The 23,352-nt window shown below is 71.4% G+C and carries 24 protein-coding genes; 11 read left to right on the top strand and 13 right to left on the bottom strand.

Features of this window, described 5'->3' with window-relative positions; genetic code table 11:
* From OO70_RS56480 to OO70_RS49160, 3 genes are all read right to left on the bottom strand, one after another.
* A partial coding sequence (locus OO70_RS56480) for a BTAD domain-containing putative transcriptional regulator (protein WP_234337138.1) occupies positions 1 to 1,455 on the bottom strand: 1,455 nt, incomplete at its 3' end.
* Positions 1,456 to 1,855: 400 nt separating this feature from the next.
* On the bottom strand, positions 1,856 to 2,749 hold the full coding sequence (locus OO70_RS49165; protein ID WP_043687763.1) for a glycosyltransferase family 2 protein: 894 nt from the start codon (positions 2,747 to 2,749) through the stop codon (positions 1,856 to 1,858).
* 106 nt (positions 2,750 to 2,855) lie between these two features.
* The gene (locus tag OO70_RS49160; RefSeq protein WP_043687761.1) at positions 2,856 to 3,302 is read right to left on the bottom strand and encodes a DUF3052 family protein; all 447 of its coding nucleotides are present in this window, start codon (positions 3,300 to 3,302) and stop codon (positions 2,856 to 2,858) included.
* 211 nt (positions 3,303 to 3,513) lie between these two features.
* Between OO70_RS49160 and OO70_RS49155 the strand changes: the two genes are divergently transcribed.
* Positions 3,514 to 6,588: an FG-GAP-like repeat-containing protein gene (locus OO70_RS49155; protein ID WP_043687758.1), complete on the top strand. Its 3,075-nt coding sequence runs from the start codon at positions 3,514 to 3,516 to the stop codon at positions 6,586 to 6,588.
* 82 nt (positions 6,589 to 6,670) lie between these two features.
* Here OO70_RS49155 and OO70_RS49150 read toward each other — a convergent pair whose 3' ends face one another.
* Positions 6,671 to 7,132 carry a DUF5707 domain-containing protein gene (locus OO70_RS49150; protein ID WP_078651899.1) on the bottom strand — a complete coding sequence of 154 codons (462 nt, stop codon included), beginning with the start codon at positions 7,130 to 7,132 and terminating at the stop codon, positions 6,671 to 6,673.
* 206 nt (positions 7,133 to 7,338) lie between these two features.
* Here OO70_RS49150 and OO70_RS49145 point away from each other — a divergent pair, with 206 nt between their 5' ends.
* From OO70_RS49145 to OO70_RS49130, 4 genes are all read left to right on the top strand, one after another.
* On the top strand, positions 7,339 to 9,672 hold the full coding sequence (locus OO70_RS49145; protein WP_043687755.1) for a sensor histidine kinase: 2,334 nt from the start codon (positions 7,339 to 7,341) through the stop codon (positions 9,670 to 9,672).
* Entirely contained in the window at positions 9,669 to 10,361 is a 693-nt protein-coding gene (locus OO70_RS49140) for a response regulator (protein WP_043687753.1), read from the top strand. The genes OO70_RS49145 and OO70_RS49140 overlap by 4 nt, the downstream gene beginning before the upstream one ends.
* Positions 10,362 to 10,386: 25 nt before the next feature.
* Entirely contained in the window at positions 10,387 to 10,719 is a 333-nt protein-coding gene (locus OO70_RS49135; RefSeq protein ID WP_043687750.1) for an SCO4225 family membrane protein, read from the top strand.
* A 96-nt stretch (positions 10,720 to 10,815) separates the two neighbouring features.
* On the top strand, positions 10,816 to 11,187 hold the full coding sequence (locus OO70_RS49130; RefSeq protein WP_043687747.1) for an ANTAR domain-containing protein: 372 nt from the start codon (positions 10,816 to 10,818) through the stop codon (positions 11,185 to 11,187).
* A 121-nt stretch (positions 11,188 to 11,308) separates the two neighbouring features.
* On the opposite strand, the gene OO70_RS56475 is transcribed toward OO70_RS49130, so the two are convergent.
* Positions 11,309 to 11,977 carry a hypothetical protein gene (locus OO70_RS56475; RefSeq protein WP_234337137.1) on the bottom strand — a complete coding sequence of 223 codons (669 nt, stop codon included), beginning with the start codon at positions 11,975 to 11,977 and terminating at the stop codon, positions 11,309 to 11,311.
* 284 nt (positions 11,978 to 12,261) lie between these two features.
* On the opposite strand from OO70_RS56475, the gene OO70_RS49120 reads away from it, so the two are divergent.
* Positions 12,262 to 13,086, top strand: a complete 825-nt coding sequence (locus OO70_RS49120) for a SigB/SigF/SigG family RNA polymerase sigma factor (protein WP_043687744.1) — start codon at positions 12,262 to 12,264, stop codon at positions 13,084 to 13,086.
* A gap of 4 nt (positions 13,087 to 13,090) precedes the next feature.
* On the opposite strand, the gene OO70_RS49115 is transcribed toward OO70_RS49120, so the two are convergent.
* From OO70_RS49115 to OO70_RS49090, 6 genes are all read right to left on the bottom strand, one after another.
* A complete protein-coding gene (locus tag OO70_RS49115) occupies positions 13,091 to 13,807 on the bottom strand; it encodes a GAF and ANTAR domain-containing protein (protein WP_043687776.1) in 717 nt (238 codons plus the stop codon).
* A gap of 28 nt (positions 13,808 to 13,835) precedes the next feature.
* Positions 13,836 to 14,666, bottom strand: a complete 831-nt coding sequence (locus tag OO70_RS49110) for a GAF and ANTAR domain-containing protein (RefSeq protein WP_051742448.1) — start codon at positions 14,664 to 14,666, stop codon at positions 13,836 to 13,838.
* A gap of 48 nt (positions 14,667 to 14,714) precedes the next feature.
* Entirely contained in the window at positions 14,715 to 15,671 is a 957-nt protein-coding gene (locus OO70_RS49105) for a slipin family protein (protein WP_078651898.1), read from the bottom strand.
* An 87-nt stretch (positions 15,672 to 15,758) separates the two neighbouring features.
* Positions 15,759 to 16,028, bottom strand: coding sequence for a hypothetical protein (locus OO70_RS49100; protein WP_043687741.1), 270 nt, complete (start codon positions 16,026 to 16,028; stop codon positions 15,759 to 15,761).
* A 5-nt stretch (positions 16,029 to 16,033) separates the two neighbouring features.
* Positions 16,034 to 16,534, bottom strand: a complete 501-nt coding sequence (locus tag OO70_RS49095; protein ID WP_078651897.1) for a DUF5994 family protein — start codon at positions 16,532 to 16,534, stop codon at positions 16,034 to 16,036.
* Between the two features lie 180 nt (positions 16,535 to 16,714).
* Positions 16,715 to 17,113 (bottom strand): hypothetical protein, encoded by a 399-nt coding sequence (locus OO70_RS49090; RefSeq protein ID WP_158711658.1) that lies wholly within the window; start codon positions 17,111 to 17,113, stop codon positions 16,715 to 16,717.
* 212 nt (positions 17,114 to 17,325) lie between these two features.
* Between OO70_RS49090 and OO70_RS56760 the strand changes: the two genes are divergently transcribed.
* Positions 17,326 to 20,427 (top strand): tetratricopeptide repeat protein, encoded by a 3,102-nt coding sequence (locus OO70_RS56760; protein WP_043687735.1) that lies wholly within the window; start codon positions 17,326 to 17,328, stop codon positions 20,425 to 20,427.
* On the opposite strand, the gene OO70_RS49080 is transcribed toward OO70_RS56760, so the two are convergent.
* Positions 20,375 to 20,680: a hypothetical protein gene (locus tag OO70_RS49080; RefSeq protein ID WP_043687733.1), complete on the bottom strand. Its 306-nt coding sequence runs from the start codon at positions 20,678 to 20,680 to the stop codon at positions 20,375 to 20,377. The two genes, OO70_RS56760 and OO70_RS49080, sit on opposite strands and share 53 nt — an antisense overlap.
* Positions 20,681 to 21,021: 341 nt before the next feature.
* Between OO70_RS49080 and OO70_RS49075 the strand changes: the two genes are divergently transcribed.
* The 3 genes from OO70_RS49075 (at position 21,022) to OO70_RS49065 (ending at position 22,255) form a co-directional block, all read left to right on the top strand.
* A complete protein-coding gene (locus OO70_RS49075) occupies positions 21,022 to 21,480 on the top strand; it encodes a hypothetical protein (protein WP_043687731.1) in 459 nt (152 codons plus the stop codon).
* 7 nt (positions 21,481 to 21,487) lie between these two features.
* A complete protein-coding gene (locus tag OO70_RS49070; RefSeq protein WP_043687730.1) occupies positions 21,488 to 21,733 on the top strand; it encodes a hypothetical protein in 246 nt (81 codons plus the stop codon).
* Between the two features lie 183 nt (positions 21,734 to 21,916).
* Positions 21,917 to 22,255, top strand: a complete 339-nt coding sequence (locus OO70_RS49065; RefSeq protein ID WP_043687728.1) for a DUF4333 domain-containing protein — start codon at positions 21,917 to 21,919, stop codon at positions 22,253 to 22,255.
* 95 nt (positions 22,256 to 22,350) lie between these two features.
* Here the strand turns inward: OO70_RS49065 and OO70_RS49060 are convergent, their stop codons facing one another.
* Positions 22,351 to 23,064, bottom strand: coding sequence for a response regulator (locus OO70_RS49060; RefSeq protein ID WP_051742444.1), 714 nt, complete (start codon positions 23,062 to 23,064; stop codon positions 22,351 to 22,353).
* A 78-nt stretch (positions 23,065 to 23,142) separates the two neighbouring features.
* Here OO70_RS49060 and OO70_RS56465 point away from each other — a divergent pair.
* The coding region (locus OO70_RS56465; protein ID WP_234337136.1) for a hypothetical protein at positions 23,143 to 23,352 on the top strand (210 nt) is incomplete at its 3' end.

The raw sequence follows: 23,352 nt of genomic DNA, 5'->3' as shown, positions 1-23,352 counted from the left end.
GTGAAGGGGAGGGGGTGAGTGGGGGGTGTGCTGTGGAGCGGGGTGGGTGGACCCGGGGGCGGAGTCGGCGGGCCTGGGAGCCGAGTTGACGGGCCCGGGAGCGGAGTCGATGGGTCCGGGGATGGCGTTGATGGACCCGGGTGGTGAGTCGGCCGACCCGGGAACGGACTCGGTGCGCCCAGAGCCGAAGTCATCAGACCCTGGGTCGGAGTTGACGGACCCGGCAGCGGAGCCGGAGGGCCCGGGGATGGCGTTGACGGACCCAGGCGGTGAGTCGGCCGACCCGGGAACGGACTCTGTGCGCCCAGAGCCGAAGTCGTCAGACCTCGGGCCGGAGTTGACGGACCCGGCAGCCGAGCCGGAGGGCCTGGGACCGGAGCCCACGGACCCGGGACCGCGGCCCGAGGTCACCGGTTCGTCCGCGCCGACGGCTCCGCCAGCTCCGGCACCGCCGACGCTCCCGTCACCGCCGGCACTCCCGATATCCCTGGCACCGCCGGCGGTGGAACCCCCGGAAACCCCGCCCCCGCTGGCGCCCCCGGCGTAGGTGGCACCGCCAGCACTCCTGTCACCCCCGGCACCGCCGACACCCCCGGCATCCCCGGATACCCCGGCACCCCCGACGTAGGTGGCACCGCCAGCACTCCTGTCACCCCCGGCACTCCCGGCACCCCTGGCACCGCCGGAGGCCCCCGCATCCACCACCCCCCGCAACACCTCCGCATGCGCCCCCCGCACCCCCGCCCCCGGCTCGATGCCGAGTTCCTCGATCAGGCGGTTGCGGAGGTCTCGGTGGACGGCGAGGGCCTCGGCCTGGCGGCCGGTGTGGTGGAGGGCGAGCATCAGTTGGCGGTGGTAGGCCTCGCGGAGGGGGTGGTCGGCGACGAGCGCCGCCAACTCCGGTACGAGACCGCCGAGTCGTACGCCACCGAGGGCCAGCTCGGCGTCGTAGCGCCATTCGAGGGCGAGGAGGCGGGCCTCCGTGAGGCGTTGGGCGAAGGCGTAGCCGCCGAGTTCGGCGGGGAGGCCGGTGAGCGGGGTGCCGCGCCAGAGGGCGAGGGCGGCCGTGCACGCGCGGAGGGTGACGGGCCAGTCCCGGGCCGCGTGCGCGGTGCGGGCGGTGGCGACCTGGGTCTCGAAGACGTGGACGTCCAGTTCGCCCTCGTCGACGCGGAGCACATAGCCGGGCGGTACCGCGCGCAGCCGGTCGGGGTCGTCGAGGAGGCGGCGCAGGCGGGTCACGTGGTTGTGCAGGGAGGCGTGCGCGGAGGCCGGTGGTGAACCGCCCCACAGGGCGTCCTTGAGGGCGTCCACGGAGACGACCCGGCCGGGTTCGAGGAGCAGCGCGGCGAGCAGGACCCGCACTTTGGTGCCGCCGATGGGGTGCACGGAGTCGTCGTCGCGGCCGTAGAGGACAGGCGTGCCGAGCAGTCCGAACCGCAGCTCGCACCGCATCACAGCGACCCGTCACCCTTCCGCGCGGCCCCTCGCGGCCGTGCTCCGCGGCGGAGCCCTCCGCCGTCGTTGGCGGATTTCCGCCCTGTTCACGGCGGTTTCCCGCCACCCTGTCCCGACCGTCGAGGGCCCGGATCCGCTACCGTACCCGGCGTCTCCCGCCACCGCGCGGCGACTTCAGGCCATCCGGCCCGGGAGCATCATGGGCACCGTTGGCCACATGTTAGCGATTCGTTGGCGCGACCTGATGTGATCACTTCATCGGATCTGGCCCCGAGGGTGCGCGCGTTCGACGCGCAACTCGGGGGAGTGTCGCCGTCGTGGCCGGGTCCGGGGACGCGAGAGGGCCCGGTCGGCGGAGGTGAACGACCGGGTCCTCGTCCCTTACCGACTCTCCTGGTCAGATGACGGGCGGGCGGCCCAGCCGCGTCAGCCGCCACACCGTGCGCCAGCGCATCGGCCGCCGCTCCCCCGCGGATTCGCGCACGCCCTCCATGAATCCGCCGAACCACGCCCGCAGTCCGGCGCGCGACCGCGTCCGTACGAGCGTGAGCAGTGTCCAGATGCCCAGGTGGACCGGGATCAGCGCGAGCGGGAGCCGGCGGCGGACCAGCCAAACGCGGTTGCGGGCGGTGACCCGGAAGTAGATGGCGTGCCGGGCGGGCGAGGTCTTGGGGTGCTGGAGGAGCAGCTCGGGGGCGTAGAGGATGCGCCAGCCGGCGTCGGCGGCGCGCCAGGCGAGGTCGGTCTCCTCATGCGCGAAGAAGAACTCGGCGGGCCAGTCCCCCGTCTCCGCGAGCATGGCCATGCTCAGCGCGTGCCCGCCGCCGAGGAACCCGGTGACGTATCCGCCCTCCATCGGGTCCCCCGCGCCGATCCGGGGCACATGGCGGCGCTGGGTCTCCCCGTGCTCGTCGGCGATCCGGAAACCGACGATGCCGAGACGGGGATCGGCCGCGTACAGGTCGCGTACGCGGCGCAGCACGTCCGCGTCGACGAGGAGGCCGTCGTCGTCGAGTTCCACTACGACGTCCACGTCACCGAAGGCGCGGAGCCGGGCCAGGCCGACGTTGCGGCCGCCGGGGCAGCCGAGGTTCTCGTCGAGGTCGATGGTGGTGACCTCGCCGGGCAGGGAGAGCCGGTCGGTGAACTCGGGGAGCCGGCAGCCGTTTCCGACGATCACGATGCGGGTGGGCGGGAGGTCCTGCTTGGCCACGGACTCCAGGAGCGCGTCGACCTCGGCGGGCCGGTTTCCCATGGTCACCACGGCGACGGCGATCCTCGGCTCCACCACGTCCCTCACTCCATCCGGCCATCCGGCGATGCCCGCGACCTGACCGCGCAGCACTCCCCGTTCACCAAGATGTTGCCTCAGGTCAGCCGGTTGCTCCGACTCAAGTTCATTTTGCGGGACCTTTGTTGCGGCTTTGCCGGTTTTCCCTCCGCCGCACGAACTTCAGCCCCGACCAGTCCTCCCCCAGCGCGGCGACCTTCACGTCGACGACCCCGAGGGGGAGGAAGAGGTCACGCAAGGCGTTCTCGGTGATGTCACTGACGTGGCCTGCGGCCTTGCGGGGCCAGGCGATCCACAGCATGCCGGTGTCGGCGAGCTCCCGGACGAGATCCGGGCATTCCGCGTCCAGCTGCTTCCGGTCCTGGTAGAAGGCCACGGTGACGTCGGCACCGCGCGGGGTACCGGCTCCGACTTCGCAGTCCTCGGGCAGTCCGGGGATCGCCCAGTGGGCGGGGGCGTGGTGCAGGTGCAGCCGGTGGCCCGGCTTGACGCCGATCTTTTTGGCGAGGGGGGTGCCGGAGTAACCTCCGGCCGCCGTAGGAGAGTTGCTCATGACCTGCCCTTCGTCCCGTGCACCGTTATGAGGAAGAGACGCCCGGTTCACCTGATGATCCAGGGGCGCTGTTAGCCTCCTGTGCATCTTGCATGGGGGGACAGCCGGGGGGCTGTAGACACTTCACGGTACCGGCCGAGGCGTACCCGCACTCGGTCTTCGGTCACCGCCGTCCCGCCACGCCCGCCCTGTTCTCGTCCAGGAGGCCGCGTTGGCCCGTCGTACCACCGCCCGTGGCGTCGTCGCCGCGTTGGCGGTTCTTGTCGTGACCGCCGGTGCGGGGCCGCTGTCCGTGCCGGCCGGGGCGGTGGGGAACACCCCTGTCGCGGCGGACACGGTCTTCCAGTCGGACCGTTACCTCCCGCGCGGCGACCGGATCTTCAGTGCCGGTCCGAGCGGCTATCTGCATGCGCGGGAGGGTACTTCGGGGTACCTGTGGACGTCGTACGACAGTGGTACGACGACCGGACTGGGCGCCCTCGACCGGGTGGAGAGCCCCGCGTACCTCGGGTCGTCCTCCGATCTCGTGACCGAGGTCGTCTCGGCCAACGCGAAGGTCGTCCTCAGGGACCCGGTCGCCGGTACCGCCACGGACGTCGCTCTCACCCACGGTCTGTACACGGCGACGTACGGCACCCATGTGCTGACCCAGGCGCGGGCCGCCGACGGCAGTCGTCTGCTGTATCTGTACGGCGACGGCGCGCCCGCCGACGGCACCCTCGTCGACGGATGGCCGGCCGGGATCACCGCGAACTTCCAAGTGCTGGGCGGTGACAGCGGCACGGCGGTCGTCTCCTACGCGCTGGGCACCGTACGGCACTTGGCGCTGGTGGACCTCGCCGCCGCGAAGGTCACCGCCGACGTGACGGTGTCCGCCGCCCCGGCGGGCGTCGCGCTGAGCTCGGACAAGCTGGTCTGGTACGCGTCGGGCGGCACCACCGCGCACGTCCTGGACCGCACCGACCTCTCCGCCGCCGAGACGAGCGTGACACTGCCCGGCACGACGGGCACCCCCACCCTGGGCATCGCAGGACGCTGGCTGGTGGTCGCCCGCTCGGTGGCGTCGAACGACGGCTCCGACTCCTCGGGCAAGCCACTGACGGCCGTCCCCCTCGCGGGCGGCGCCGCGGTCACCCTGCTCCGGCACGCGAACACCTCGGTCACGGCGACACCGGACGGCGGCCTGCTGGTCGCGGGCGGCGCCGACTCCACGCACTGGGCGGTGCGCAAGGTCACCGACACGGGGGCGGACGCGCCGACGGTCACGGACGTGACCGCCGTACCGCCGATGCCCGCGACGATCGACCGGCTGTCGCTGCAGAACGGCGTCCTGGCCACCGACGAGCACAACTCCAGCTTCCTGGACGCCTATTACACCCGCCGGATCTCGACCACCGGCACGTCCTACTCGCCGAGCGCACCGGTCTGGCAGTCGTGGGACAACTACACGACCGGCCCGTACGCCACCGGCGACGGACGGGCGGTGGCGCTCATCGCCGACTACGCCACCAACTCCCAGGGGGCGATCGTCCAGTCCGTCGACAACAGGGACGACAACGGCGACGACGAGGCCTTCTACACGGGCTCCGACTCCGGAAGCTTCCTCGACATCTCCGGCCGCTACGCCGTCGTCAACGGCTCCACCCCCACCAAGCAGTACGTCGGCGACCTCGGCGTCTACACCGACCTCCAGCCCATCGTCACCCGCTCCGTCACCGCCGCCTCCGTCTGGGGCACCAAGCTGTGGACCCCGGGCACCGGCAACGGCGTGGTCACCGCGAAGGACCTGAAGACCGGCAAGGTGACCGACACGGTCAGCACCGGCGCCCCCTGCGTCGCCAAGGAGTTGCAGGTCGTCGGCCGGTGGATCTACTGGTCGTGCGGACCGACCGCCGCCGCCGGCGTCTGGGACCGTACGGCGAAGAAGAGCATCGCCGTCCCGTCCGGCGAGGCGCTGCTCGGTGACGGCTATCTCGTCCGGCACGACACCGCGGCCGGGGAGCTCCGGCTCACCGCCTTCGCGGGCGGCACCGTGACCACCCGCACGATCGGCGCGCTCGCGGCGGGTGCGGCCAACTCCAGCCTGCGCGGGGTGAGTTGGACGGTGGACAAGTTCGGCGGACCGGCGGCCTACGTCGACGCCGAGCACCGTATCCATCTGGTGCCGAGCGGGGTCACCCCCGAGCCGCTCGCCGTCACCGAGTCCGACGCGACCCAGAGCGGCGCGATCGCGAGCCCCTGGTGGCAGTACCGCGCGGTGCTCTCCCGGCCCGCCGCCTCCTGGACGGCGACGCTGACCAGCAAGGTCACCGGCAAGGTGGTGCGGACGTACACCGGCGGCGAGGTGGACGGCACGCTCACCGCGCGCTGGGACCTCCGCGACGGCGCGGGCGCGCTCGTGCCCAACGGGCCGTACACCTTCAAGCTGACGGCCACGCCCGCCGACGGCTCGGGGGCCGCGCTGACGATGTCGCGGACGGTGGCCGTGTCCACCGGAGCCGCCGTGCGCCGCGACTTCACCAACCGCACCACCTGGGGACCGGACGGCATCGGCGACGTCCTCACCCTCTCCTCGAACGGTGTCGTCAACTACCGCCCCGGCAACGGGACCGGCGGCTTCTCCGGCGCCATGTCGGCCTCCGGCTGGCCCTCGACGGTGACCCTGGTGCCGTTCGGCGACCTGAACGGCGACCGCCAGAACGACGTCCTCGTCCGCTTCGCGAGCGGTGAACTCCGCGTCTACCGCACCCTCCGCGGCCAGGCGTTCACCCCCTCCACCCCGCACACCTCGCTGGGCACCGGCTGGAACCAGTACAACCTCCTGACCTCCCCCGGCGACCTCACCGGCGACGGACTGCCCGACCTGATCGCCCGCAAGACGTCCACCGGCGAGGTGTTCCTCTACAAGGGCACCGGCGCGGGCAAGCTGTCGGCGCGCGTGCGCATCGCGACCGGCTGGTCCGGCTACAAGAAGATCGTCGGCGTCGGCGACTTCAACGGCGACGGCCGCGGCGACCTCCTCGCCCAGGACAAGTCCAACACCCTGTGGCGCTACGACGGCAACGGCACCGGCGGCTTCAAGCCCCGCGTGAAGCTCGCCGCCAACTGGGGCTCGTCCTACAACGCCGTCATCGGCGTCGGCGACATCACCGGCGACGGGAAGGCCGACCTCGTCTCCCGCGACACCGGGGGCGCCGTGTGGCGCAACACCGGTGACGGCAAAGGGTCGTTCGGCCCGCGCGTGAAGGTCGCCACGGGCTGGCAGACGTACAAGAGCCTGTTCTGACACCAACGTTCGTCCTGCTACGACAACGGCGCCCCGTCTCGATCGAGACGGGGCGCCGTGTTTGCGTGTGTGTGCCTTCGGATCAGCCGGCGACGTCGAAGGTGGCGGTCTTGGACGCGAAGGTCGTGCCGCCGTCCTTGGCGGTCGCGAGTACGGAGACGTACCAGGCGCCCTTGGCCATGTCGGCCGTGTCCTTCTTGGTGACCTTCAGCGCGTAGGTGCAGCGGGAGGTGTCGTCCGAAGTGCGCGCGCACTTGGCGGAGTCGACGTAGCGGAGGTCCGCCTTTGTCGGTTCCAGCTTCGAACTCGCGGGCCAGGCAATGACCTTGAGGCCGCGGATGCCCGAGTCGTCGCTCACGTCCACGGTGTAGGTGAACGAACCGGAGCCGGTCGCGGTGGGGGCGACGTAGCGGGCGGAGCCGTTCGTGAAGGTCGGCTCGGTGGGCGCGGAGGCGGCGGACGCGGCGAGGCCTCCGGCGACGACTCCGCCGACCGCGGCGACGCCGGCGAGGGAGAAGAGGAGAGCGCGCTTGGACATGGACATGGGAGATCCCCCTGGTGGTGTGGGTGGTGACGGGAGCGATGGTCGACCGCTTCCCTCGATGTGATCGAGCCTAGGAGCGGGGCGGGGCGCGGTCCTCGGGCTGGAGGACGGTTGCCGCCTCGAACCAGAGATAGAGAGGGCGAGGACCGGAATCCCCCTTCAGCCCGAGCCGGGCCCAGGACCAGCACCCATAGCCTTTGACTGTCATGAAACGAACCGACGACCGGCTGCTCCCGGTCCTGCTGATCTGCGCCCAGGCCCTGGTGTGGCCGGGGGCCCCGCTGCTGCGCGGCACCGTGCCGACCGCGGCCGACCTGCTCGTGGCCGCCCTGGTCGCCGGACTGGTCACGGCCGTGCTCGCCCTGCGCCGCAGCCGCCCGGTGACCACTCTCGTCGTGGTCGCGGCGGCCTGCGCGGTGGGCGCCGGCCCGCTGCCCAGCGGGGCGATGGCGGTCCTCGGCACCGCGGGCGTCGCGCTCGCCCTGTTCAGCGTGGCGGCCGAGCGCGACACCTTCACCACCGTCCTGTGCGTGGTCACGCTCGCCGCCTGGCAGCTCCTCCAGAACATCACCCTGCACGGGCTCAGCGACCACAACGGCCTCGACCTCGCCCTGACCGCCCTCCTCTACGGCACCGCGTGCGGCGCGGGCATGTTCGTCCGCCGCACCCGCCGCGCCCGCCGAACGGCCGAACTCCTCCTGAACCGGGCCGAGACCGAACGCCACCGCCTCCCGGCGGCCGAACGGCGCCGGATGGAACGGGAGTTGCACGACGTCAGCGCCCACCACCTCACCGCCGTGGTCGTCACCGCCGGCGCCGCACTCGGCCTGCGCGAACGCCGCCCCGAACTCGCCGCCGAGGCCCTGGAGTTCGCGACCGAGACCGGCCGCGAGGTCACCCGCGCACTCAGCGCGGTCCGCGCACCGGCCCCCTCCCGCGAGGAACTCCCCTCCCCGGAGGAGAGATTGACGGCCCTGATCGGCGGCTTCCGCCGCCTCGACCAACCAGTCGACTACGAGATCGACCCCCTGCCGGACGGCACCGTCGCCGACGCGGCCTACGGCATCGTCCGCGAGGCCCTGACCAACGTGGCCCGCCACGCACCGGGCGCCCGGACCACGGTGATCTGCCGCTACGGCGACACCCGCACCGACGTCGTGATCACCAGCGCGGCACCCCCGTCCGGCACCCCGGCCCACGGCGCGGGCCTGGGCGGCGGCCGAGGCCAGGGCTTCCTCCGCGCCCGGGCCCGAGAAGCAGGCGGCACCCTCACCACCGGCCCCACGACAGAGGGCGGTTGGGAGGTCCGCGCGACCCTCCCCGGCCGCACGGCGGCCCCCATGGAACACACCCGCCCCCGGAGCTACCGCGTGGCCCAGCTGGTAGCCGCGACGGGCCTGTGCCTACAGCCACTCCTACCGGCCCTGATCATCCACACCGAGACGAACTCGACCAGCACGCAGATATCGGCCAGGGCCCTGTTCGCCCTCCTGGCAGCAGCCCAGGCAGTCACCCTGCTGTGGCTGCGCAAGGCCCCTCGGGTCACGCAGGTCACGTTGCTGGGCCTGGCTCTGCTGTGGCCGATGGCAATGGCGGTAGGCGACTACACCGGCCCAGTGCTGCTCCCACCAACACTGAGCATGTTCGCAACATGCGTGGCGCTAGTCGCCCCTAAGGGGCGCGGGGAACTGCGCGACCAGCCCCCACCGGCCCGCACGTACCGACTACCTCAAGTCCCCTTCTCTCTCTTTACAGTCGCAGCCACAGCCGCACACACCACAGCCCTGACCATCGCCGTCCTACACCGCGGCACAACCCTCCCCACCTGGGCGGTAACCCTGCTAGCGACATCCGCCGTGTCACTGGTGATCACCACCGCCCACCACATCGGCACCCTGCGCGGGCAACGCACCAGAACAGCCCAGGACACCCAAGCCCAACGCCTCGCCACCTGGACGGAGGAAGCCGTACGGGACGCCTGGGCCGAACGCCGCAGAATCGCCGCCGGCCTCGAATCCACCGTCCTGGCCAGAACCGCCGACATGATCGCCGAGGCACAAGCAGGCAAGCTGGACGCGACAGCGACCCGCGCCCGCGAGGCCCTCACCGCGATGCGCGCCCTGCTGGACACGGTCCGCGACGACGACCAGACCCCCGCCCTACGCCCTCAACCCACCCTCCAGGCCCTCGACCTGCTGGCCCACCAGTGCCGCGCCACCGGCCGCGACGTGGAGATACGCCTCACCGACCGCGTACCGGAACGGCTCCCCACCGAGGTCGACCTGACCGCCTACCACGTCGCCGAGACCCTGCTCGCGACCGGCGACGACGAGCCCGCCGTACTCGAACTCGACGCGGTGGACGGCATGTTGACGATCACGGCGACCGGTGTGCCGCGGGCCGCCGACCCCGCCGTACGGGACCGGCTGACCGCGCGGATCGCGCCGCTCGGCGGCAGCCTGACGACCGGGCGCCCGCCGGGCACGGTCCAGCTCCGGTTGCCGCTCGCGGTGCCGGACGACGAGGAGACACAACGATGAGCCTCAGGGTGCTGGTCGTCGACGACCAGGGGATCGTCCGGGCGGGCTTCGCCGCCGTGATCGACGCCGAGGACGACATGACGGTCGTAGGAGAGGCGGCGGACGGGGTGACGGCGGTGGTGCTCGCCGCCGAACTGGCGCCCGACGTCGTCGTGATGGACGTACGGATGCCCGAGATGGACGGCATCGCCGCCACCCGGATCATCACCGGGCGGGAGAACGCGCCCCGGGTGCTCGTGCTGACCACCTTCGACCTCGACGCGTACGTCTTCGACGCGCTGCGCGCGGGGGCCTCCGGGTTCCTCCTCAAGGACGTGCACGCCGCCGAACTCCTGCACGGCATCCGGGTGGTGGCGGGCGGCGAGAGCGTGCTCGCGCCGTCCGCGACCCGTCGGCTGATCGGCCACTACGCGTCCGGAGCGGGCACGGGATTCCATGCCGGCACCGAGGGCCGCCCGCGCGAACTGGAGAGCCTCACCGACAGCCAGCGCAATGTCCTCGCCCTGCTCGCCTCCGGCCTCAACAACGCGGAGATCGCAGGGGAGTTGGGCATCACCGTCGGCACCGTGAAGTCCCATGTGAACGCCCTGCTCCGCAAACTCGGCCTGCGCGACCGCGTCCAGGCCACGATCCTCGCCTACGACCTCGGCATCACCCGCCCGAACCCGCCCGGCGCCGACCACCTCTGACCCACGACCTTCAGGAGTACCTCCCGTGACCGGTACCGACACCCATGCCGACCGATCCCCGCTGCGCCGACTGGGCCAGAACCTCCGCAACCCCTTCGCCCTCGCCTATCTCCTGCTCTGCGTGGGCCTGGTCGTGTGGGCGCTCGCCGTGAGCGCAGCCGACGACTCGGGCGAGTCCATGGCGGGCGTGATCCCGCTGCTGGCCACGGCCCCGGCGAGCCTGGTGTTCCTCGTGCTGCCGGACGGCGTGGCGATGCTCGTCGTCTCCATGGTCGTCGGGGCGCTCGTGAACGCCTCGATCATCGGCTGGTGCGCCCGTGCGCTGAGCCGCGGCAACCGCCCGGATCCGATGGCCTGAGCCGGCGTCCTGGGCTCTGGGTAGGGCTACGCTGTCAGTGAGGCCCCGGTCCCCGGTATCGCTGCTGTCGGCATATCCCGGGGAGGTCCCTGCATCATGCGTCAACTGACTCGACCGACTCAGCCGACCACCACCCGTGACGAGCGGTCGCCGTCGGCGACCGTGGCGGGCGATGCGGCCCTGCTGGCCGAGGTCGTCGCACTGCGCACCGAGAACGAGCAGCTGGGGCGGGCCATGGCGACCCGCGCGGTGATCGACCAGGCCCGCGGCATGGTGATGGCCCTGGCACCGTGCTCCGGCGACCGGGCCTGGGACCTGCTGGTGGAGGTCTCACAGCACTGCAACATCAAGCTCCGGGTCGTGGCGGAGGCACTGGTCGCCACGACACATGACGAGCCCCTCCCGGCCCCGATCGGGCGGGAGTTGCGTCTGGCGCTGCGGCGCGTGCACGCGACGGACCGGGCGTGAGCGAGGTATGCCGGACGGCACCGGGAGCTGTGGGCCCAACTCTCCGGTGCCTTCGTCCAGGACGGCCGTCGGACGCCCCTGCTGGGTAGCCCGGCCCGCGGAACCTAAACCGTCCGGGCCGCTATTCGGGCCGTTGGGTCCGGTCGTTGTGGGCCAGACCGTCCGGGTGGTCCTCCGTACGCTCACCGAGCGGAAGGACCAGTACACGTACGGTCGTTGCGTCGGGTTCGCGCTCGATCCGGCCCACCTCCTGCCAGCCCCAGCCCTTGAGGGCGGCGAGGGTCCAGCGGGCGGACTGGTCCACCAGCGTGACGCCCAGCGAGGCCTGGTGGTCGGTGAGCAGCCGCTCCTGCATCCGGCGGGCGAGCCCGCGAGCGTGCTGGTGCGGATGGACGAGGGTCTCCAGGATCGCGAACACATGCCCGGACGCGGTCAGTTGCTCCAGGTTCTGCGGCAACTGCCCGTCGAAACCCTGCCACCACGACCCGTCGCGCGGCACGGAGAAACCGCAGACACAGCCGGCCAGGGCCGCCGCCTCGGCGACGAGCATGTCGAATCCCGGCAGCTTCACGTCGTCGGCCAGCCGGGCCAGGAACTTCTGCCGGTCGTGGAACTCCTCGCCCGCCTCGGCGTCGGAGGACTCCACATACAGATCCGCCAGATCCTCCCGCATGCCCTCCGCCTGCCAGCGGTTCAGCCGGCGCAGCCGCACCGTGTCCATGGCGTCCGCGGCGCCCATGACGGACGGCTCCGGGACTTCGGGTTCGTGCGCTTGCCGCGCGGTGCTCATGAGGCGCCTCGGTTCGGAAGACCGGGAGGGACGATGGTCGGTGCGGCGCCGGGGGCTGGGACGTCTCCCCACCAGCATAGCCTCGGATCGCCGCCGTACAGCGGCCTGTTGGGGTCGCGGACACCCGCGCGCGTGCGCCGGTTTGAAAGCGGTCCGTGAGGGCAGTCGTCCGGTGTGCTTCGGACCGGAGGCACCCCCGTGGGAGCGGTGTCCACTCCTCCCCCATGTGCTGCGGTCCGCCGACCCCACGGTGAGTGACACCACCGAAGAGGGAGCACGCCCCCATGCAGGCCGACCGCACCCGGAAGTCCCGTACCACCAAACGTTCCTACGACGACTCCCCCGACACCGCCGAGTCGTTCCGCCGGCTCGCCACGCTGCCGGCCGGTCCGGAGCGGTCCGCGCTGTGCCAGGAGCTGGTGGTGGCCTGGATGCCGATGGCCGTACGGCTGGCCCGGCGCTTCCGGCACCGCGGTGAGACCTTCGACGATCTCGCGCAGGTCGCCCAACTCGGCCTGGTCAAGGCGGTGTCCAGGTTCGACCCGAGTCTCGGCTCCGCCTTCCCGAGCTTCGCCATCCCGACGATCCTCGGCGAGGTGAAGCGGCACTTCCGTGACGACCTCTGGGTCGTCCATGTCCCGCGCCGGGTACAGGAGTTGCGCGGCCAGGTACGCTCCGCCGACTACGAACTGAGCGCCACCCGGGGCGGGGTGACGTCCGCCGTCCCCGAGATCGCCGCGCACGCCGGGCTGACCGAGGCCGAAGTGCGGCTGGGGCAGGGGGCGTTGGAGGCGTACACCGCCTGGTCGCTGGACGCCGTACCCGGTCACCCCACGGACGGCCACCCGCTGACCGACACCCTCGGCGGCGTCGAGCCCGACTTCGATCTGATCGTGAACCGCGAGGCGCTGCGCCCCTTACTGCGGGCGCTGCCCGCTCGCGAGCGCGAGATCCTCTACATGCGGTTCTTCTGCGAGATGACACAGGCCCGCATCGGTCTGCAGCTCGGTGTCTCCCAGATGCACGTGTCCCGGCTGATCTCCCGCACCTGCGCCCGCCTTCACGACCAGGTGATGGCCGAGACGCGCGGGGCGAAGAGGGCGGCCTGACGGGTCAGACTGCCAGTCCGGGAAGGGGCTCGGAGTCGTCGATGAAGGCGCGGGCCACGTCCGACAGGCGCCGGTTGTGGGAGCGGGCGTAGCCGCGCAGGGCGGTGAAGGCCTGCTCCATGTCGACGCCCCGGCGTTCGGCGAGTTTGCCCTTGGCCTGCTCGATCAGGATGCGGCTGTTCAGGGCGGCCTGCAGTTGCTCGTTGAGGATCGTGCTGCGGTGGGTGGTGCGTTGTTGCAGCAGGCTGATGGTGGCCACGTCCGCCAGCGCCTGGGCGATGAGGGTGCCCGCCGGGTCGAAGGGGCCGGGCTCGGCGCGGAACAGGTTCAGGGCGCCGACGACCTCGTCCCGCAGCCGCATCGGCAGCGCCTGGACGGAGGCGAAGCCGCTGCGGTGGGCGGCGGTGGCGAAGCGCGGCCAGCGCTCGACCTCCCGGGTCAGGTCGGTGACGAGCACGGGGGTGCCGGTGCGGTAGCACTCCAGGCAGGGGCCCTCGTCGCTCTGCAGCTGGAACAGCTCCAGCAGTCGCACCCGTTCGTCGGAGGCGGCCATCACGCGCAGTTCGCCGTCGCGGTCGGCGAGCAGGAGGCCGGCGGCGCTCGCGCCGAGCATGCCGACACAGCGGTCGGTGAGCAGGCGCAGGAAGTCGATCAGGTCGAAGTCGGCGACCAGGTTGTCCGCCAGCTCGACGAACGTCTTGGCCAGGAGCTGCTGGTTCATCATGAACACCCTCATCGCGTCAGGTCAGTCAGGTCTGGTCGTGGTCGTCGGGCTGGTCGTGGTCGTCGGGCTGGTCGTGGTCGTCGTTCCGGGTGGGATCGTCGTTCCGGGTGAGGTCCGGAGCGAAGCACAGTCGGTGGGCCACCACGTCGGCGGCCACGTCGGCGAGCCGGCGCCCCCGCATGTAGGCGTGCGCGCGCAGTCGTACGAAGGCCTCGTCAATGCCTGTGCCCAGCTGGACGGTGAGGATGCCGGTGGCCTGGTCGATCTCGGCCCGGTAGCCGCCCAGGTCCTCGAAGTCCCGTTCCGCGGCTGGGGTGTTGACCGGTGGGGCACTCGCGTCGATCCGGGCGTCGAGCAGGAGCAGCGTCGCGAGATCGGCGAAGGCGAGCGCGTCGGCGAGTTGGTCGGGGTCCAGGACGGTCGGCACGTCGGCGTACAGGTCCAGGACTCCCGGGCTGATCGCCCCGATCTGGAGGGGCAGCGCGAAGACGGCGCGTGCCCCTGCCTCCAGGGCCGCGTCGGCGAACACGGCCCAGTGGTCCTGGAGTCGGCCGCTGCGCAGGTCGGGGGTCAGGACGGCGGAGCCGTGCAGGAAGGCGTCCACGCAGGGCCCCTCGCCCAACGTGAGCTGCAACTCCTCCAGTTGCTCGCTGATGTCGTCCGTGCTGCACAGCGGATGGCTCGCCGCGGCCTTGGCCTTCGTGGGCCTGGACATCGCGGACAGCCCGGCGCCGCCGACGGGGAGCGCGGCCACGGCGGCGGTGCACACATCGGCGACACCCACCCGTCCACCGTGCCGCGCGGCCTGCTCGGCGACCAGTACCTGGACCCGGGCGGACCGGTTGTCGGACCTCATCCGGGCCACCTGGTCCATGTCTGGGGGGCGGACGGGAGGGGGCGGGTGTCAGCCGGGGGCATGTGTCGTATCGGCATCGGAGTTGACCCGTTTCCCGCCCAAGGAGAAGACGGGCGCGGGGGCCGGAGCGGGGACGGTCGGGGCGGGGACCGCCGGTGCCGGTGTTTCGGGGACCGAGGGGAGTTCAGGAGATTCGGGAAGCGCCGGCCGCGGACCGGTCCTGCGCGCGAACTCGGCGTCGGTCTCCCGCCCTTGGTGCTCGAAGAACCGGAGGATCTCCACCGGGAACGGCATGACCAGGGTGCTGTTCTTCTCCGCGGACACGTCCACCACGGTCTGCAGCAGGCGCAGTTGGAGCGCGCCCGGGGTGTCGGCCATGGTTGCGGCGGCGTCGCTCAGCCGCTGCGACGCCTGGAACTCGCCGTCGGCGGCGATGACCCGGGCCCGGCGCTCACGCTCGGCCTCGGCCTGCTTGGACATGGAGCGCATCATCGACTCCGGGAGGGCGATGTCCTTGATCTCCACGCGTTCGATGCGCAGTCCCCAGGGTTCCTCGGTCGGGGCGTCCATCACCTTCTTGAGCTCGGCGTTGATGAGGTCGCGGTCGGAGAGCAGCGTGTCCAGATCCGCCCTGCCGATCACCGCGCGCAACGAGGTCTGGGCGATCTGGGAGACGGCACTCGGATAGTCGCGGACGTTCACCAGGGCCTTCACCGGATCGATGACCTTGAAGTAGACGACCGCGTCGACGGTGAGCGTCACATTGTCGGCGGTGATCGATCCCTGCGGCGGGATGCTCAGCACCTCGGTCTGGACGGACACCTTCCGCATCCGGTCCCCGATCGGCCGGATGACGCGCAGCCCCGGCCCGCGGATCTCCGGCAGCAGCCGCCCGAACCGGAACACCACGCCCTTCTCGTACTGCTGGACGTTGCGCAGGCTCAGCGCGACCAGCACCAGCCCGATCGCGACGACCAGCACCAGCACAGTGATCAGCACACCCATGGCTCTCACATTCCTGTCGTCTGTGGCGCGGCCGGGGTCCTGGGCTGCTGTCGAGGCTGTGTTACGTCGGTTGCGTCGGCCGGTGACTCACTTCTCCGGCACTCCGGCCCGGCTCCGTGCCGGGGGCCGTGCGCGTCCGTCGTCGCGGTGGTCGGGCCGGTCGTCGGTGCCGCTCGCGCCGGCCCGGCTGCGCGTCTTGTGCGTGGCCGAGGGCGCCGGCTCCCGGACGTCCGTGCGGGAGCGGCCGTAGGGGAAGACGTCGATGCGCTCGCTGCGCTGGTTGCGGAGTCGGCGGATCAGGAACACGCCCGCACCGACCACCGCCAGCAGCACGACCACGGTCAGGAAGTTGCCCATGACCCTCACACCCCCGCTGCCGGAGCCGGTATCGATGCCGGTGCCGGAAGGCGTGCCGCTTCCGCCATCAGCTCGCTCGCGGTCGACGTGCGCGACGGGTCGCTCGCGGCGGTCATCAGCCAGGCTGCCGTGGTGGGGTCCGTCTCCGGCGGGACGATCAGCAGGTCCCAGCGGGAGGTGCGGTACGAGAGGAGCAGCAGCTGGTGCGGGTCCTGCTCGGCCAGGAACCAGCCCACCTTCACCACATGCCCGGCGACGGGCACCTTGCGCGGGAAGTCGGCCGGCCAGTGCGTGGGGTTCACCGTGATCCTCGTGATCCGCCCCCACAGGGAGTCGAGTACGGCGGTCAACGGGGGAAGTTCCGCGGCCAGATCACGGGACCGGGGCCACCAGGCACCGTCCAGCAGGGCCGGTGCCGAACCAAGGGGAGCGAGCGACATCCGAAGGGGCGGAGCGGCGGCGGACCGGTCCTCGAGTGTCGGCGCGTACGAAACGGGCGCAGTCATGACGCGAACCCTGCTCTGGGCCGGTCGCAACCGGCCCGGCGTATTCAATCGCCGAAAACGACACGGGCGTGGAGGCCGGTGCGCGGAGTACCCTCGGTAACCCCAGCTTACTCCTCGGACCTGTGCTTGCCCGGGCCGTGGCTTGGCCGTGCCTTGGCCGTGCCCGCCTCAGGCACCGCGTCACGCACCGCCGTAGCCGCTCGAGTAGTCGTCCGGATCCTCGGTCGCGTAGAAGGCGGGCCCGAGGCGAGCCGCGACGACGTCCCCCGCGATATCCGTGCTACTCAGCGTCCCGTCGCCGCGCAACGACAGCTCCGCGTAGTACGCGAGGGTCCCCCAGTCCATCGGCCGATGGAAGAAGAACTCGACCGTGTCGTCCGGATATTCGGCACGGAGCAGCGGAAGCACGGCGACCTCCAGCCCGTCCTCGGTACTCCACCCGCTGATCACGACGATCACCCGCTCCGCCCCCACCCGCCACACCCGCAGATGCACGTGCCCGACCCCGCCCTGTCGGGACTGCCAGGGATTCTCGTCACGGATCAACTCGGGCCAAGGACGACCATCCTCAACTCCCATACGGGGACCTCTCTTTCGACCGTCCGGCTGCGTACGGCCACGGTACGGACGCCACGGCGGCCGGAACCCGGCCCTGCCAACCGACCGCGCCGTACGGGCAGTTCAGCGGCGGTCGGCGGGGAGGACACCGGTTCCCGTTGCGGGCCGGACCGGGAGATGCCGTCGCACTAGACTCCGACGACTGGCGGGCGAGCGGGCCGGGGGGAGACCGGATGGCGGAGCGCGAAACCGATGATCCCAGGCTGGTGTTCGCGACGGCCCTGACCCGGCTGCGCCGACGACTGCCGGACATGTCGGACGAAACCCTGGCACGGCGGGCCGGCGCGACGACGCTGCCGTCCGGCCGGCGGGTCACGGTGAACGCGCGCAGGCTCGGCGAGTGGCTCAACGGGCAGTCCGTTCCTCGCCAGTTCGAGGCGGTCATGGCCTTGGTGCAGACCGTGGAGAAGGCGGCGGGAGGCGACCGGCCGGGCAGCGGGCCGGGTGGACAGCAGCTCGGTATGGCGCAGTGGCAGCGATTGTGGCGGGCGGCGCGGGAGTACCGGGGTGTCCCCACCGGTACTCCCGGACAGCGGGTGCCGGTGGAGGTGCGGGCACGGATCGTGGTCGGCCGGCCGCCGGGCGACGCCGCCGCGCTGCGCAGGCGCGAGGAGTTGGCGGAGAGCATCGACGCGGGTCTGCTGGACCCTTCCGTACGGCAGGTCCTGCTCACCGGCGCGGGCGGTGTCGGCAAGTCGCAGCTGGCCTCGGCGGCGTTCCACCGTGCCAAGGGGCGGGCCGAGGTCCTGCTCTGGGTACCCGCCGGCAACCGCCTTTCGGTACTGGGAAGTTACGCCCGCGCGTGGCGGGCACTGTCCGGGGCGAGCGTCACCGGCGGCACTGGGGAGACCTCGGTGCCGGGCGGGGACGACGAGACGCAGGCCGACCTGTTCCTGACCTGGTTGAGATCAACTGCCGTTCCCTGGCTGGTGGTTCTGGACGACATCGACGACCCCGCCGAACTGGCCGGACTCCGGCCCACCGGCGACGCCGGCCGGACCGTCCTGGTCACCCGCCGAAGAGACGCGGCACTGCTGCGCCCCGGCGTGCGGGTGATACCGGTAGGGGTGTTCACCCCGGACGAGGCGACGGCATACCTGACCGACCGACTACGCCTCGACCCTAACGACCCGGACGACCCGGGCTCGGCCGCACACTGCCCCGACGACCTGTCGACCCTCGCCGCACTGCTGGGCCACTTCCCGCTCGCCCTCTCCCAGGCCGCCGCGTTCCTCATCGACACCGGCATGGACCTGCCCAGGTACCTGAACCTGCTGGCCGACCGCAGGGAGAACATCGCCGGCCTCCTCCCGCCCTCCTCCCCGGCGGACGAACACGGCGCCACGGTGACGGACACCCTCCAACTCGCCCTGGAGCGGGCGGAGTCACTGGCCCCACCGGGCACCGCCCGCGCCATGCTCGAACTGATCTCGATGTTCGCTCCCGACGGCATCCCCGACGCGGTACTGCTCGGTGCGACGGCGCGTGCCTGGCTCGCCAACGGCCCGTCCGGCGACGCCGTACCGGAACGCGCCACCCTGCTGGCACTCCGTGCACTGCACCGCCTGAGCCTGATCACCCACCACGGCACACTGTCCGTAGTAGAGGTGCACGCCCTGGTCCAACGCGCGATCCGCGACGGCATACCGCCCGCCCACCGCAACCGCCTGACCCTGGCCGCGGCCGACGCCCTGGAGGAGATCTGGTCCACCCCGGACTGCGACCCGGAAACCGAGACGGCGCTCTATCGCAGCGCGGAGACATTGCTGACGCATTCCGACGGGGGGCTGTGGCAGGGCGGCTGGGACCTCGGGCACGGGGGCCGCGATCTTGGGCACGGGGGCTGCGACCTTGGGCACGAGGGCCGCAACCTTGGGCAGGGCGGCTCGTCACACGACCTGCTCGGCGTGCGTCACCCGCTGGATCTGCGTTCCTTGCCTGAACCGGAGCCTTCGTCGGGCCTGCGAGCCCGGCCTGACCTGCAAGCCCGGCCCGGTACGCAACACCGGCCCGACCCGGCATCCCCATCCGACCCACACCCCCAGCCCAGCCCTGCACCCCCGCTCGGGCCGCACCCCCTGCCCAGCCCGCAGCCTCGGCCCGACCTGCACCCCACATCCGCCCCGCACCCCCGGCCCACCCCGAATCCCCGCCCCGGCCTCCACCCCCTGCTCCGCCGGTTCGGGCCGTATCTGACCGCCCTGGGGCGGCCCGCCGCGGCGCGGGACATGGCGCAGGGCCTGGCCGAGCGAGCTCGGCGGGAGCTGGGCGACGACCACCGGGACGTGCTGGCGCTACGGGCGCAGGCAGCGCAGGCCGGGGGCGATCTCGGGGACCCGGTGGCGGCCCTTCGGTCGCTCGCGGAGATACGGCGGAGGGCGGAGGAGAGTCTCGGCCGCTCCGACCTCGACACACTGTCCGTCCGGCTGCACGAGGCGCGCTTCCGGATGGAGTCGGGTCTGATCGACGACGCGCTCGCCGACTTCGTCACCCTGGCAGCGGAGGCGCGTGCGGTACTCCCCGCCGACGACCCGCTCGTGACCACCGCCGATGAGCACGTCGCCCTGTGCCGCGGGCTCTCCGGGGACGCCGGGGGCGCGCGCGAGGGATACGCCGTACTCGCCCGGGATCTGGAACGGAAGCTCGGCCCCCGCCACCCGACGACGTTGCGGACCCTCGCCGGCCTCAGCCGGTGGATCGGCGAGACGGGTGACGTACGGCTCGCCGTGACCACGTACCAACAGGCGGTGGACGGCCTTGCCGTCGTCCTCGGCCGACTGCACCCCGAGACCCTCATCGCCCGGCACAACCTCGCCTACTGGCACGGAAACGCCGGCCAACTCGACGAGGCGATCGAGCAGTTCGTCACCGCGGCCGACGACGCCGAACTCGCGCTCGGCGCCGAGCACCCCACCACGCTCACCTACCGGGTCAACCTTGCGTTCTGGCGCGGCGTCGCCGGAGACACCGCCGCCGCGCTGGCCCAACTGGAGGAACTCCAGCGGACCTTGGAGGTGGTACTGGGCGCCAACCACCCCCGCACCCTGCGCGCCCGCCAACAACGCGCCGAACTCCTCCACCGCCACGGCGACCACCCCACAGCGGCCTCCCAACTCACCACCCTGCTGGCCGACATGATCCGCGTCCAAGGCGCCAACCACCCCCGCACCCGGGAGGCCGACCACCTGCTGGCGCGCTGGTCGCAGCCGGAACAACAGAACCTCAGCGCGACGGAGAAGGCGCCACGGACCGCCCCCGGCGACGACCGTTCCTGACCACCACACCCCCCACCACGGCCACGACCGTCCCCCCGATCGCCACCTCGATGTTGAGCCGCTCACGGTCCTGGACGCTCGCCAGATCATCCCTCGCCCGCGCCTCGTCCTCGGCCGAGAGCTGAAGGTCGTAGAGACGATGCTCGGCAAGCTGCCGATCCCCCTTGTCCGCATACGTCAGCAGGCTCAACAACGCGAACGCGACCCCGACCACGATCATGATTACGCCCACGACTGACCCGGTCCTGCGCATGATGCCTCCCCGAACCGCCAACGTTCCCGAGGCTGCCGAACGTAGAGCCGCAGCCCACCCCCCCCCGTCCCGCACCACCCCCGCCGACACCCGCATCCCCCCAGCTCACAACCGCCTCCCCGAGTCCCCGGTCCGGCCCGGTACGGGATCGCCGCCCTTGCCGTCCTCGAACAAACACATATAGGACCCGCCGGGCCCTCATGAACGTTTCTTCTGGTCAGCCGGTCGTTCGCTGATCACACATGGCGGTGATTCGATCGGTAATCCTGTAACCGGCCACTGCAGGACGTGGTTGTCCCCGGTACTCATCAAGAGATCACCAGAAAGGGACTGCCTTGGCCATGCGGTACATCGCGCGCCTCACCACAACCCTGGCCGCCGCAGGAGCACTTGTCCTCGCCACATCGACCGGCGCGCAAGCCGGCGCGATCGGGTCGACTCCCGTGCGTACCTTCGAGTACAGCGTGGGCGGTATGACGATGAAGATCCCGACAGGCTGCCTGTTCACGCACATCATCCGAGGCAGCGGCCGAAAGCTCACATACCAGAACGCCGGAGTCGACTGCGCTTTCGTCGGGGCGCTGAGCAGCGGATTCTGCAACTGGCGTATCGACTTCACCTACGCCGACACCAACAACCGGCTCTACCGCACCTCGCGCGGCGCGACACACGCCGAGTGCAAGATCGACCCGATGCGGAACAACTCTCCGCACACGCTGCCTCGTTATGGAAAGGCGTGCGCCCATCTCTACGTCAACGGAACGCGTCGCGTGAGTCAGTGTCACCACATCACGAAGTGAGTTGTTCATGACCGAGCAGAAAAAGGCCCAGGATCCGGACGAGACGTCGGAGACGCGGCGGCGCCGGGCCGGTGTCGTCGCGTTTCTCTCGGGTCTTGTCGCCGCGCTCGTCTTCTTCGCCTTCTTTCCCGGGCTGCCGCACGTCATCGACTGGGGAGCGATTCTCGTGTCCCTCGCGGTGGGCGGACTCGCTCAATGGTGCTGCCGGGCCTGGATCGCAAGAGCGGCGAAGGAGAAGGCCGAACGCATGTGACGTACCCGCGCCCGCGCATAGGGTCGCCCCCATGCCCCGCCCGCCGAACGGCCCTCGTACTTCCGGCCGAGGCCGACGTCTGCAACCGGCCGTTGTACCGAGGCGGCGGACGCTGTCGCAGGAGGAGTCTCTGAGCAGAGCAGCCGGTGGGGACCGGCCGCACCGCGAATCGAGGAGTTCCGCATGAAGCGCATCGTCATTGCCCTGGCCGTGGCCGCAGTACTGGCGGGCGGCGTCGTGGTGGCCTGGAACGTGTTCGACAACTCGTCGGTCGCCACCGCGAGCGGGGCGGATCACACGGTGCCGCGCGCCGAGGTCGAGAAGCAGGCCAAGGAGAACTACGCCATCCCCTTCGTCCAGGACGGCCCCCAGTCCGTGAGCTGCCCCGGCGGGCTGCGCGCGAAGATGGACTACACCGTGGAGTGCACCGCCGTCTTCAAGGGCCAGACCAAGAAGATGCTGATCTCCGTCACCGGAGTGGACGGCGACAGGGTGAGCTTCGACTACGGCCTGACGAAGTAGAAGTAGAAGTAGAAGCAGGACGAAGGCGATCGGGTGAGGGCGCGAGCGAGCAACCGACCATCACCACACGCGGCGTGGCACCGTGACCGGCCGATTCAGCGGTCGCCCACCACGCCGCAGCGCCACGCCCACGCCGCGATCTCCACCCGGTTCCGCAGCTTCAACTTGCCCTGGATGCTGGCCATATGGGTCTTGACGGTGGAGAGCGAGACGAACAGTTCGTCGCAGATCTCCTGGTTGGTCCGCCCGTCGGCGACCAGCCGCACCACGTCAAGTTCCCTGCCGGTCAACGGACTTGAGGAAACCTCGGCCCGCCGGGCGGCCTCCGCCGCGGGCCGCTGCTCACCGATCCGCTCCAACAGCCGTACGGTCACGGCCGGCGAGACCAGCGCGTCGCCGCGCGAAGCCGCCCGCACCGCCTCCACCAGCAGCCCGGGCCCCGCGTCCTTCAACAGGAACCCGCAGGCACCGCCGTACAACGCGCCGTAGACGTAGTCGTCCTGGTCGAAGGTGGTCACGACGACCACCCGCAGCGGGTCCACGGCCTTCGGCCCCGCGAGCAGCCGGGTCACCTCGAGCCCGTCGAGTTTCGGCATCCGGATGTCGACGAGGCACACGTCGGGCCGCAGCCTCCTGGCCAGCTCCACGCACTCCGCACCGTCGGCCGCCTCGCCCACCACCTCGATGTCGGGCTGGAGTTGGAGGATCAGCCGGAAGCCGGTACGCACCATTTCCTGGTCGTCGGCGATCAGAACCCGGATACGTCGCGCTGAACCACCCACGCCGGCACCGTCGCTCGCATCGGTCATGCGGGCGATCCTGTCACAGCCCCCCGCAACGGAAACTCCGCCGTCAGCCGCCACCCCCCCGTCCTCGGCCCGGCTCGCGTGCAACGTGCCACCGACGGCCTCGGTACGTTCGGCCAGCCCGACGAGTCCCAACCCGCCCCGCCCGCCCAGCGGTTCGGCGTCGGTCGCCGCCCGCCGCGCAGGCGGCGCGTTGTACACCTCCACCCGAAGCCGCCGCGCACCCGTACCAGCACCAGCGCCAGCACCCCGACCTTCCCTCTCCCCCTGCCCCGCCCCCGCCCCCTCCCC

This window comes from Streptomyces xylophagus (assembly GCF_000716435.1).
In the GTDB taxonomy this organism is placed as follows: domain Bacteria; phylum Actinomycetota; class Actinomycetes; order Streptomycetales; family Streptomycetaceae; genus Streptomyces; species Streptomyces xylophagus.
Note: the sequence above shows the minus strand (reverse complement) of the source record. Positions and strands in the feature narration are given on the sequence as shown.